The sequence below is a fragment of the Massilia sp. genome (assembly GCF_032106685.1).
GTDB lineage: Bacteria > Pseudomonadota > Gammaproteobacteria > Burkholderiales > Burkholderiaceae_D > Telluria.
The window spans coordinates 1-12,677 of the sequence record NZ_DAMCPG010000023.1; the positions used below are offsets into that span (position 1 = coordinate 1).

Annotated in this window: 7 protein-coding genes; 5 read left to right on the forward strand and 2 right to left on the reverse strand. The window is 67.9% G+C overall.

What is annotated here, in order from left to right; translation table 11 throughout:
- Positions 1 to 6,103, reverse strand: a 6,103-nt coding sequence (locus tag RT688_RS13845; protein ID WP_313705440.1) for an MBG domain-containing protein, incomplete at its 3' end; no start/stop codon positions are given.
- 255 nt (positions 6,104 to 6,358) lie between these two features.
- Between RT688_RS13845 and RT688_RS13850 the strand changes: the two genes are divergently transcribed.
- From RT688_RS13850 to RT688_RS13860, 3 genes are all read left to right on the forward strand, one after another.
- A complete protein-coding gene (locus RT688_RS13850; protein ID WP_313705441.1) occupies positions 6,359 to 7,204 on the forward strand; it encodes an MOSC N-terminal beta barrel domain-containing protein in 846 nt (281 codons plus the stop codon).
- A 98-nt stretch (positions 7,205 to 7,302) separates the two neighbouring features.
- Positions 7,303 to 8,421, forward strand: coding sequence for a DUF484 family protein (locus tag RT688_RS13855; RefSeq protein ID WP_313705442.1), 1,119 nt, complete (start codon positions 7,303 to 7,305; stop codon positions 8,419 to 8,421).
- Positions 8,422 to 8,679: 258 nt separating this feature from the next.
- Positions 8,680 to 9,033 (forward strand): DUF6404 family protein, encoded by a 354-nt coding sequence (locus tag RT688_RS13860; RefSeq protein ID WP_313705443.1) that lies wholly within the window; start codon positions 8,680 to 8,682, stop codon positions 9,031 to 9,033.
- Between the two features lie 2 nt (positions 9,034 to 9,035).
- On the opposite strand, the gene RT688_RS13865 is transcribed toward RT688_RS13860, so the two are convergent.
- Positions 9,036 to 11,015: a monovalent cation:proton antiporter-2 (CPA2) family protein gene (locus tag RT688_RS13865; RefSeq protein ID WP_313705444.1), complete on the reverse strand. Its 1,980-nt coding sequence runs from the start codon at positions 11,013 to 11,015 to the stop codon at positions 9,036 to 9,038.
- A 96-nt stretch (positions 11,016 to 11,111) separates the two neighbouring features.
- Between RT688_RS13865 and RT688_RS13870 the strand changes: the two genes are divergently transcribed.
- Entirely contained in the window at positions 11,112 to 12,134 is a 1,023-nt protein-coding gene (locus tag RT688_RS13870) for a KpsF/GutQ family sugar-phosphate isomerase (RefSeq protein WP_313705445.1), read from the forward strand.
- Positions 12,134 to 12,676: an HAD family hydrolase gene (locus RT688_RS13875; RefSeq protein ID WP_313705446.1), complete on the forward strand. Its 543-nt coding sequence runs from the start codon at positions 12,134 to 12,136 to the stop codon at positions 12,674 to 12,676. The genes RT688_RS13870 and RT688_RS13875 overlap by 1 nt, the downstream gene beginning before the upstream one ends.
- Position 12,677: the final 1 nt, after the last annotated feature.

Sequence of the window (12,677 nt, forward strand, 5' to 3'; positions counted from 1 at the left end):
TCTCGCCGGCCGCGCGGGCCAGGCTGCCGCTCAGGGTGTCGTTGCCGACCAGGTTACCCTGGACGATGCGGTAGCCCAGGGTCGGATCGGCGTCGCCGTAGACCTTCGCGGCGTCGTTGACGGCGACGCTCAAGGCGCGCGGCGCGATGTTCAAGGCGCCGCCGCTCACGCTCAGCGCGTAGTTCTGGTTGGCGCTGGCGTCGATGGCATAGCTGCCGACGTTCTCGCCCGCCACGCGGGTGAGGGCCAGGCTGTCGCCGCCGACCAGGCTGCCGCCGGTGACGCGGTAGCCGAGCACAGGATCGGCATCGCCATAGGTTTTGTTGACCGTGTCGAGCGCGATCGACAGCGCGCGCGGATTGACGGTCAACACGCCGTTTTGCACGGTGACGGCGTAGTTGCCGTTGCCCAGGCCGGAGGCCTCGATGGCGTAGCTGCCGACGTTCTCGCCGGCCGCGCGGGCCAGGCTGCCGCTCAGGGTGTCATTGCCGACCAGGTTGCCCTGGACGATGCGGTAGCCCAGGGTCGGATCGGCGTCGCCATACACCTTCGCGGCATTCTCGGCGGCGACGGTCAGCGCGCGCGGCGCGATGTTCAGGGCGCCGCCGCTCACGCTCAGCGCGTAGTTCGGGCTGGCGCTGGCGTCGATGGCGTAGCTGCCGACGTTCTCGCCGGCCGCGCGGCCGATGGCCAGCGTGTCGTTGCCGACCAGGCTGCCGCCGGTGACGCGGTAGCCGAGCAGAGGATCGGCGTCGCCATAGGTTTTATGGGCCGCATCGAGCGCGATCGACAGCGGACGCGGCGTGATCGAGAGCGTGCCGTTGTTGACGGTCAGGACGTAGTTGCCGTTGGCGAGCCGCGAGCCGTCGATCGCGTAGCTGCCGACGTTCTCGCCCACCGTGCGGGTGAGGCTGCCGTTCAGGGCATCGTTGCCGACCAGGTTGCCCTGGACGATGCGGTAGCCCAGGGTCGGATCGGCGTCGCCGTAGACCTTTGCGGCGTCGTTGACGGCGACGCTCAAGGCGCGCGGCGCGATGTTCAGGGCGCCGCCGCTCACGCTCAGCGCGTAGTTGGCGCTGGCGCTCGCGCCGAGCGCGTAGCTACCCACGTTTTCGCCCGCCGCGCGGCCGATGGCCAGCGTGTCGTTGCCGACCAGGCTGCCGCCGGTGATGCGGTAGCCGAGCACGGGATCGGCGTCGCCATAGGTTTTATGGGCCGCATCGAGCGCGATCGACAGCGGACGCGGCGTGATCGAGAGCGTGCCGTTAGCGACGGTCAGGATGTAGTTGCCGTTGGCGAGCTGCGAGCCGTCGATCGCGTAGCTGCCGGCGTTCTCGCCCGCCACGCGGGTGAGAACGCCGTTCAGGGCATCGTTGCCAACCAGGTTGCCCTGGACGATGCGGTAGCCCAAGGTCGGATCGGCGTCGCCGTAGACCTTCGCGGCGTCGTTGACGGCGACGCTCAAGGCGCGCGGCGCGATGTTCAGGGCGGCCCCCGTCACGCTCAGCGCGTAGTTCGGGCTGGCGCTCGCATCGATCGCATAGCTGCCGACGTTTTCACCGCTTGCGCGGCTGACGGCCAGCGTGTCGCCGCCGACCAGGCTGCCACCGGTGACGCGGTAGCCGAGCACAGGATCGGCATCGCCATAGGTTTTGTTGACCGTGTCGAGCGCGATCGACAGCGCGCGCGGATTGACGGTCAACACGCCGTTTTGCACCGTGACGGCGTAGTTGCCGTTGCCCAGGCCGGAGGCGTCGATCGCATAGCTGCCGACGTTCTCGCCGGCCGCGCGGGCCAGGCTGCCGCTCAGGGTGTCGTTGCCGACCAGGTTGCCGCCGACGATGCGGTAAGCGAGCGCCGGATCGGCGTCACCGTAGACCTTGGCCGCATTCTCGGCAGCGACGCTCAAGGCGCGCGGCGTGACGTTCAGGGTTGCGCCGCTCACGCTCAGGGCGTAGTTCGGGCTGGCGCTGGCGCCGAGCGCGTAGCTGCCGACGTTTTCGCCGGCCGCGCGGCTCACGGCCAGCGTGTCGTTGCCGACCAGGCTGCCGCCGGTGATGCGGTAGCCGAGCACGGGATCGGCGTCGCCATAGGTTTTATGGGCCGCATCGAGCGCGATCGACAGCGGACGCGGCGTGATCGAGAGCGTGCCGTTGTTGACGGTCAGGACGTAGTTGCCGTTGGCGAGCCGTGAGCCGTCGATGGCATAGCTGCCGACGTTTTCGCCGGCCACGCGGGACAGGCTGCCGCTCAGGGTGTCGTTGCCGACCAACTGGCCGCCGACGATGCGGTAGCCCAGCAGCGGATCGGTATCGCCGTAGACCTTCGCGGCATCGCTCACGGCAACGGTGAGCGCGCGCGGTACGATGCTCAGGGCGGCGCCCGTCACGCTCAGCGCGTAGTTCGGGCTGGCGCTGGCGCCGAGCGCGTAGCTGCCGACGTTCTCGCCAACGTCGCGGGTGAGGGACAGCGTGTCGTTGCCGGCCAGGCTGCCGCCGGTGATGCGATAGCCGAACAGCGGGTCGGCGTCGCCGTAGGTTTTATTGACCGCGTCGAGCGCGACCGACAGCGGGCGCGGCGTGATGCTCAAGCTGCCGTTCTGCACCGAGACCAGGTAGTTGCCGTTGGCGAGCTGCGAGGCGTCGACCGCGTAGCTGCCGACGTTTTCGCCCGCCACGCGGGTCAGGCTGCCGTGCAGGGTGTCGTTGCCGACCAGGTTGCCCTGGACGATGCGGTAGCTCAGGGTCGGATCGGCGTCGCCATACACCTTGCTGCGGTTGTCGGCGGCAACCGCGAGCGCGCGCGGCATGACGATCAGTTGCGCGCCGCTTGCGCTCACGGCGTAGTTCGGGTTCGCGAGTCCGGAGGCGTCGATCGCATAGCTGCCGACATCCTCGTCGGCGGCCCGCACTACCTGGCCGGACAGGCTGTCGCCGTCCAGCAGCGCGCCGGCCGTGATGCGGTAGGCCAGCGCAGGGTCGGCGTCGCCGTAGATCTTCGCGCGCGACTCGGCGGCAATCGCCAGCGGCCGCGCGTCGATGCGCGCCGCGACGCTCTTGCTGCTCGCATCGAGCACGTAGTCGCCGGCGCGCGCCACGCCGCCGCTCACCGCGCCGACCGCCAGGCCCGACACCGTGATCCGGTTCGCTTCCAGGACGTTGGCGCTGTTGTAGGCCGCGCCCGTGTGGGTCAGCGCGACGTGCGCGCCGAGGTCGGGCGCGGCCAGGCCGGCGACCGTGTAGACCGGCTGCCAGCCCCAGGGGGCGAGCGTGCCGTCGTAGGTCTTGCTTGCGCCGGTATCGATCAGCTGCATGCTCAGCGTGCGCGGGACGATCGCGACGCGATTGGCACTGGACGCGGCGGTGAGCGAGGGCAGCACGTAGTTGGCCAGCACGCCGCTGCCGCCGTCGGACAGGGCAACCGCGCTCACATGGGCCGCTTCGCCGGCGTGGCTGCTGTTCGCCAGCGCGCTGTCGACGCTGATCCGTTCGCCGTCGACCAGGTTGCCGAGCGCGAGGGCGCGCGTCACGTCGCTGGAGCCGTCGTAGGTCTTGCCGGCGGCCAGGGTCAGTTCGCGCGGCAGGATGCTCGCGCTCATGTTCGACACCGAGGCGTTGCCGAGGGTGTAGTTGCCGGCGTCGGGGCCCGTCAGTTCGATGCCGCTGACGCTGATGTTGCTGTAGTTGCCGATGCCGGTGCCGCCGAAGCTGCCGCTGCCCTTCAGGACCACGCTGTCGCCGGTCACCAGGCCGCTCGCGCTCACGGCGGCGCTGCTGGTGCCGTCGTAGACCTTGCTGGCCACCGTCGGGGTCAGCGCCTTCGGCGTGATGCTGTAGCTGCCGCTGTTGAAGTAGCCGACCGCATAGGTGGTCGAGCCCGAGGTCAGCGAGGTCGGGTTGGCGGCGTCGCGCACCAGGCGCGTGTAGCTGCCGACGTTCTTGCTGGTGGTGTGGAACAGCGGCGCCGGCGTCAGGCTGGCGACCGAGAAGCCGGCCGGGCCGCCCAGGGTGCCCAGGGTCAGGCCGGTCGCGGTCGTGTTGCCGTCGTAGACCTTGGTGCCGGCGCCGGTCTGGAGTACGTAGGCGGCCTGGGTCGCCATGTCGACCGATTCGTAGCCCGCGTACAGGTAGCTGTTGTTCTTGCCCGGCACGACCAGGTAGCCGCAGTTGAAGTAGCCGGCGGCGCAGTTCAGTTGCGGCGTGCGGGTATAGCCGGACACCTGTGGCGCGCCGTTGATGAACACCAGCCAGCTCGCCACCGACGGACCGTAGAACGACAACTGGCCCACGCTGCCGTAGTTGACCATGCCCATCGCGCCCTTGTCGCGCTCGTCGGCGGTGCCGGCCGAGCTGTTCACCGCGTTGATCAGCATGTTGCCGCCGTTGGTCGCGCTGCCGACGATGGTCTTGGTGCCGGAATTAGCTTCGAAGCCGACGCCGTAGATCAGCGTACTGGCGGTGCTTTCGCCGGTGATGTACAGGTCGCCCGTACCGGACAGGATCTTGGCGCCGGACTTGATGTAGACGCCGCCGATCACGCCCGACATGCCGCCCTTGGTTGGCGTGGCCGTGGCGCGGCCGTTGACGACGATGTTGCCGCCGGTGGAGAGGATGGACTTGTTCTGCTCGACGACCACCGCCGCTTCCGTGCCGTTCAGGTTGGTCGCGTAGCCGATGCCCTGGTTCGGAGTGCCGTGCGCGCCGCCGATCAGGATGTCGCCGCCGTTCGACGCCAGGTTGCCGTTTACGCGCACGCCGCCGTAGACGCCGCCGGCGTGGCCGGCGCTGAGCGTGATGCCCAGCTTGCCGCTGCTCGCGCCGATGTCGGCGCCGACGATCACGTTGCGGTCGGCTTGCAGGGTCAGGGTGGCGTCGCGGCCTGCGCTTTTATTGATGGCGCTGGCGACGGTGATGTCGCCGCTGCCCGCGTTGCTGGCGCCAGCGCCGTACTGCGGCGCGCTGGCCTGGGTCGTGATGGTGACGTCGGTCCCGGTGTTCAGGGCCGCGGCGATGTTCTGCGCCGCCGTGGCGTTGATCGTGTAGTCGTAGGGGTCGACCAGCCATTGGCCGCCCTTGCCCTGGGCCGCGCCGGCGTCCACCCGCAGGCCCGCGGCATGGGTCACGTGGGCCGCCGAGGTTTCGATGAAGCCGCCGTCGCCGCCGAGCGGGGCACTGGCGTCGAGGCTGCCGCCGACCTGGATGTGGTCGTCCTGCATGTCGCCCAGCAGCAGGATCTCGCCCTTGCGGCCGGTGGCCAGGGTGCGGGCGCGGATGGTGCCGGCCTGGTTGATGACGGTGCCGGAGAGTTCCGAGGCCGAGGCCGCGGTCAGCAGGACCGTGCCGCCGTCGGCGCGGATCGCGCCGCCGTTCTCAACCAGCGCGTCGAGCGCGCCTTTCTTCAGCTGCAGCTTGACCGGGCCGCCCAGGTCGAGCAGCACGTCCGCACCCGCGCCCAGCACCACGCTGCCGCCGTCGGCCTCGATAGTGCCGGCGTTGCTGACCTTCGCCGCCACCAGCGCGACCGGACCGCCGTTCGCCGCGCGCAGCAGGCCCTGGTTGACGACGGCGTTGCCGCTGGCGCCGGAGAGGCGGTTGCGGCCGGCCAGGAAGTCGTCGTTGCTCATGTCCAGGGTCGAGGCCAGCAGGCCGGCGGTATTCACCTGGGCGGTCGGGCTGAACAGCACGCCGTTGGGATTGAGCAGGAATACCTGGCCGTTGGCGCTGAGCGCGCCCTGGATCAGGGAAGGATCGCTGCCGAGCACGCGGTTCAGGGCCACGGCGCTGGTCGAGGGCTGGCGGAAGACCACGGTATTGCCCTGGCCGATGGAGAAGCTGCTCCAGTCGATCGCCATCTTCGCCGTGCCCTGGTCGATGGTCATGACGTTGCCCGACTGCTCGATGGTGCCGGTGCCGGCAACCACGCTGCCGCCGTTCGGCAACGGGGCGCCCGCCTGGGCCGCCAGCGTCCACGCCAGGGCGGCGCTGGCCAGCGCCGGGCGCAACGCGCGCGACGACTTGTTCTTGCCGCGGCCCCGGGCCGTTTCGGGCGCTGCTTGCCACAGGCCAAGGGTTGCATTCCAAACAAGCCGGTAAACGTTATTCATGATCTTTGGGTGGGCAATATGAACTGGCATTGCAAATATTTCCAGTAGGAAAACTCCTACAGTTGTCTCTTTAATTTATGCGCTGTCACCGTTACACAACGGAAAAATTATTTAAAAACAAGAAGTTAAAAAACACAAAATACATTGTTAAAAATACGTTTGGTTGCGAAGCAATAATGGCCGTAGCCAGGCCGGTGAACGGCACCATGTTTGGTGCGATACTGTCCGCCTTTCCGACACACGCACCGACGCAGCATGGCCATCCTTTCCCAACTCATCCTCTATCCCATCAAATCCTGCGCCGGCATCGCGGTCGAGGAGGCGCAGGCCACCGTCTCTGGTCTCTACGCCCAGGGCGTGCACGACCGCGAGTGGATGCTGGTGGACGGGGAGGGCCAGTTCCTGACCCAGCGCGAATACCCGCGCATGGCGACCATCAGGCCGCGCGTCGAAGGCGAGGCCCTGGTGGTGACGGCGCCCGGCATGCCGCCGCTGCGCCTGCCGCTGGCGCTGGACGCCGGCGCACCCATCCGGCGCGTGCGGATCTGGGACGACGAGGTCGAGGCCGGCGATTGCGGCGATGCCGCCGCCGCCTGGTTCCGCGACGCCCTGCAAGGCGCCTGCCGCCTGGTGCGCTTCCGCCCCGGCCTGGAACGCCCGACCAGCATGAAGTGGACCGGCGGCGCGCCGTCCAGCGCCCGCTTCGCCGACGCCTATCCGCTGCTCCTGATCGGCGCCGCCGCGCTCGACGAGATCAACGCGCGCCTGCTGGCCGCCGGCCGCGAAGCGCTGCCGATGGACCGCTTCCGGTCCAACCTGGTGGTCGCGGGCACCGACCCCTTCGAAGAGGACTACACCGCCTCGTTCAGTACCGGCGAGATCGTGATCAAGCCGGTGAAGCCCTGCGCGCGCTGCCCGATCCCGGCGGTCGACCAGGCCACCGGCATTCCCGGTCCCGACCCGCTCGACATCCTGCAATCCTGGCGCGGCAAGGCCATCCTCGACGGCGCGGTCTGCGTCGGCATGAACTGCATCGTGCTCGAAGGCGCCGGCGGCGTGCTGCGGGTCGGCCAGGAGCTTGACGTCGCTTTGTCGTTTTAAGGCAGCGCGAGGGACCGCCGCCGGTCGGGAAACGCCCGTTTTCGTTCCCAAGCGGGACCGTATCGCGTAAGGTAACGGTTATTGCTGAAAGGAATGTCATGCACCAGCCGGACGCGACGTCGCGCGACCTGATTGCCGAAAACGAAGCCCTGCGTGCACGCATGGCTTACCTGATCGACCAGGCCCAGCGCAACCACGACATCATGTGCCGGCACCAGGCGTTCGACCTCGAAATCGTCGGCGCCTCGACCTTCCAGGAGCTGGTCGGCACCATCTTCCGCATGCTGCCGGTCATTTCCGAACTCGACGCGGTGACCCTGTCGCTGGTCGACGCCGACGCCGACATCTATACCGTCATGCACAAGCTGGGCGTGGACTTCGAACCGCTGCCCGACCTGCTGTTCTGCGAGCATGCGCTCGAACTCGGCTTCGAGACGGCCGACGGCGCCAAACCGCGCCCGCGCCTGGGCGCCTTCGACGCGGCCGCGCACCGCCCGCGCTTCCCGCACGCGCCCGCCGGCCTGGCGAGCGTGGCCCTGGTTCCGCTGCTGCGCAACAAGCGCCTGATCGGCAGCCTGAACCTGGGCAGCCGCGATCCGCAGCGCTTCACGCCGGCCATGGCGACCGACTTCATCGAGCACATGGCCTCGATCATCGCGATCTGCCTGGAGAACGTGATCAGCAACGAGATGCTCAAGTACATCGGCCTGACCGATGCGCTGACGGGCGTGTACAACCGCCGCTACATCGACCGCCGCCTGCTGGAAGAGATCGCCCGCGCGCGGCGCCAGGGCTACCGGATTTCCGTCATGTTCATCGACGTCGACTACTTCAAGCTTGTCAACGATCGGTTTGGACACCAGGCCGGCGACGAGGTGCTGCGCGAAGTGGCGAGCCGCATCAAGAGCGAGCTGCGCCTGTCGGACGCGCTGGCGCGCTTCGGCGGCGAGGAATTCGTGGTGCTGCTGGTCGACGCCGACCTTCCGGCCGCCGCCATCGTGGCCGACCGCATCCGCGCCGGCGTGGCGCGTCTTCCGGTCGACCTGGCGGACGGCCAGTTCCTGGAGGTGTCGGTGTCGATCGGCGTGGCCACGCTCGGCGACACCGCACGCGAGCAGCCGATCGAGAACGCGGCGCAGCAACTGGTGGCGCAGGCGGACGCGGCCTTATACCAGGCGAAGGAAGCAGGACGAAATCGGGTGATGCTGGCGGGCTGAAAGAATATTTCATCAACCTGTTGTTGATGAAATATTCTTTCACGTAGGGTGGGCTCTCGAGCCCACGCGGTACCCGGTATGCCTGTCGATCGTTCACGCGTAATGAACGAAACTGGCTGCCCATCGGTGAACAATACAGTTGCTTTGCGGCTTGGCGTGGTACGACCGCGTGGGCTCAAGAGCCCACCCTACGAATTGCGGTATCCGCAAACTGCTCGTTCGTGCTAGCATTTTGCCAATTTGTTACCAGGAATCAACATGACTTTCGAAGAACGCCGCCAGCGCGCCATTGCCGTTCTTAACCGGCACGGCATTCCCCAGCACACCTCTGAACCGGTCCAGCTGCGCCTGTTCCGCAAGCTCGGCATGCAGGTGCGCCCGCTGCACTTCGAGTCGTTCTGGCGCACGACCTTCGTTCACGCGGTCTGGTTCGCTCCCTTCTGGGCGCTCATCATGTGGATCTTCCGCTGGCGCACGGATGGAACGCATCCCGCCATGGCATTGCTGGGCGCCGTGATCTGCGGCCTCTGCTATGGCCTGGCGATGGCCGGCGTCTACGCCTGGAGCAAGAAGAAATATAAGCTGCCGAGCTGGGAATCGCTGGGTTCCTGAGCCTACAACAAGCGCCCCTCGGCCCGCGTCACCGCATCGGCCGAGCCGCGCAGGACCACCACGTCGGCCGCCCGCAGCACCGTCCCGTCCTCGGGTTCGACCCGCATGCGCGCGCGCCGGATGCCGGTCACTTCGGCCCCCAGCTCGTCCAGCCCGAGCTCGTCGAGGCGGCGTCCGACCGCCTGCGCGTCCTCGCGCAGCACCACCGAATGCAGGCGCACGTACATGTGTTCGGGATCGTCGCTGACGTCGCTGGCGCCGTGGAAGTAGCCGCGCAGGGCGGCGTAGCGCTCGTCGCGCGCGCTTTGCACGCGGTGCACCACGCGCCGCAGCGGCACCCCGACCACCACCAGCGCGTGCGACGCCAGCATCAGGCTGCTTTCCAGCGCTTCCGGCACCACCTCGGTGGCGCCGGCCTGGCGCAGGGTTTCCAGGTCGCTGTCGTCGTGGCTGCGCACGATCACCGGCAGCGACGGCGCCAGCTCGTGCACCAGGTGCAGCACCTTCAGCGCCGCGCGGGTGTCGGCAAAGGTGATCACCAGGGCGCTGGCGCGGTTGATGCCGGCCGCGATCAGGGCTTCGCGCCGGCCGGCGTCGCCGTAGGAGACGTTCGAGCCGGCCGCCTGCGCTTCCTGCACCCGCTCGGGGTCGAGGTCGAGCGCATGCCAGGGCAGCTTTTCGTCCGACAGCAGGGTCGCCACGCTCTGGCCGCTGCGGCCGAAGCCGGCGACGATCACGTGCTGTTGCGCGGCCATCGTGCGGCTGGCCAGTTGCGTCAGCTGCAGCGACTGCATCATCCATTCGTTGGCCGAGATCTTCATCACGATCCAATCCGACTTGGCGATGACGAAGGGCGCGACCAGCATCGACAGCACCATCGAGGCCAGCACCAGCTGCATCAGGAACGGGTCGATCAATTTCGAGCCCGAGGCGAGGTTGAGAAGCACGAAGCCGAATTCGCCCGCCTGCGCCAGCGCGAGACCCGTGCGCATCGACACGCCATCGGACGACCCGAAGGCTTTCGCCAGCAGGGCGATCAACAGGAATTTCAGCAGCACCGGCACCACCAGTAACAGCAGCACCAGCCACCAGTGCTCGAGCACCATGCGCAGGTTGAGCAGCATGCCGATGGTGATGAAGAACAGGCCGAGCAGCACGTCGCGGAAGGGCTTGATGTCTTCTTCGACCTGGTGCTTGAACTGGGTTTCGGAAATGAGCATGCCGGCGACAAAGGCCCCCAGCGCCAGCGACAGGCCGGCGCGCTCGGTGATCCAGGCCGCGCCCAGCGTCACCAGGAGCAGGTTGAGCATGAACAGCTCCTGCGAGCGGCGCTTGGCGACCAGGGTGAACCAGTTGCGCATCAGCTTCTGGCCGAAGAACAGCAGCAGCGCCAGCACCGCGGCCGCCTTCACGGCGGCCCAGGCCAGGGTCACGGCCAGGTCTTCGGGGTCACGCGCCAGGGAGGGAATCAGGATCAGCAGCGGCACCACGGCCAGGTCCTGGAACAGCAGGATGCCGATGATGCGCCGTCCGTGCTCGCTTTCCAGCTCCAGGCGCTCGGTGAGCAGTTTCACCACGATGGCGGTGGACGACATCGCCAGCGCCCCGCCGAGCGCGAACGCGGCCTGCCAGCTCACCTTCAGGGCGGGGATCCAGATCGACAGCAGCAGCGTTCCCGCGACCGCGGCGACGATGGTCAGCACCACCTGCGCCAGCCCCAGGCCGAACACGATGCGGCGCATCGCGCGCAGCTGGGCCAGCGAGAATTCCAGCCCGATCGAGAACATCAGGAACACGACGCCGAATTCGGCCAGCGCGTGGGTGGAGGCGGTGTCCGAGGCCAGGCCCAGCGCGTGCGGGCCGATCAGCACGCCGACGGCCAGGTAGCCCAGCATCGGCGGCAAATGCAGGCTGCGGAAGGCGACCACGCCCAATACCGCGCTGCCGAGCAGGAGGAGAGTCAGTTCGAGTCCGGATGCCATTCGTGAGCGTCTTGTATGCGTGTATTTATACGCAGTGAGCGTTGTTTAATACGTCTGGCAAGTTTTTTGCTTTCGCAATTCGTTTATACTTCCGGGATGAGTGTAACCGATGAAAAAACAATGCAGAACAGTTTTGACGAGAACCAGTCGCGCCGCGTGATGGCACTGGCGCGCGAGACCCTCGCGATCGAAGCCGACGCGGTAAAGGCCCTGCACGACCGGCTCGATGCGGACGACTCCGTCGTGCGCGCCGTGGCTGTGCTGTACGCCTGCACCGGCCGCGTCGTGGTCTCGGGCATGGGCAAGTCCGGCCACATCGCGCGCAAGATCGCCGCCACCCTGGCCTCGACCGGCACCCCGGCGATGTTCGTGCATCCGGGCGAAGCCGCCCACGGCGACCTGGGCATGGTCACCGCCCAGGACGTGTTCATCGCGATCTCGAACTCCGGCGAATCGTCGGAACTGATGGACATCCTGCCGGTCGTCAAGCGCATGGGCACGCCCCTGATCGCGATGACCGGCAAGCCGCAATCGCGCCTGGCGCAGCTGTCCGACGTGCACCTCGACATCTCGGTGGCCAAGGAAGCCTGCCCGATGAACCTGGCGCCGACCGCCAGCACCACCGTCACCCTGGCCCTGGGCGACGCCCTGGCCGTGGCGCTGCTCGACGCGCGGGGCTTCCGCGAGGAAGACTTCGCGCGCTCGCACCCGGGCGGCGCCCTGGGCCGGCGCCTGCTGACCCACGTGCGCGACGTGATGCGCAGCGGCGAGGCGGTGCCGTCGGTCACGCCCGAGACGCCGCTGGCGCGGGCCCTGCTGGAAGTGAGCCAGAAAGGCATGGGCATGACCGCCGTCGTCGATGGCGACAATCGCCCGATCGGCGTGTTCACCGACGGCGACTTGCGCCGCCTGATCGAGCGCGTGCAGGACTTCTCGAACATCGGCATCCGCGACGTCATGCACCTGGATCCACGCACCGTGCATCCCGAGCAGCTGGCGGTCGACGCCGTGGCGATCATGGAAGAATTCCGCATCAACCAGATGCTGGTGGTCGACCTGGACGGCAAGCTGGTCGGCGCGCTCCACATCCACGACCTGACCCGCGCAAAGGTGATCTGATGAGTAGCGTGATCACTGCGCTGGAACACATGCAGCGCGCCGCGCGCGTCAAAGTCATGATCTTCGACGTCGACGGCATCCTGACCGACGGCAGCCTGACCTACGGCCCCGACGGCGAAGTCACCAAGACCTTCTTCGTCCTCGACGGCCTCGGCATCCAGCTGCTGCAGAAGACCGGCGTGCAGACCGCCATCATCAGCGCGCGCAAGTCGCCGATCGTCAACGCCCGCGCCAGGGACCTGGGCATCACCCACGTCTGGCAGGGCTTCCACGACAAGCGCGTCGCCTTTGCCGAGCTGCTGGCGCAGACCGGCGTGACGGCCGAGGAGTGCGGCTACATCGGCGACGACGTGATCGACCTGCCGCTGCTGACCAGGGTCGGCTTCGCCGTCACCGTGCCCAGCGGCCACCCGGAAGTGCAGTACCGCGCCCACTACGTGACCAAGGCGCCGGGCGGGCGCGGCGCCGTGCGCGAAGTGTGCGACATGGTGATGCGCGCCCAGGGCACCTACGAACAGGCGCTGGCGCCGTATTTCGCGTAAC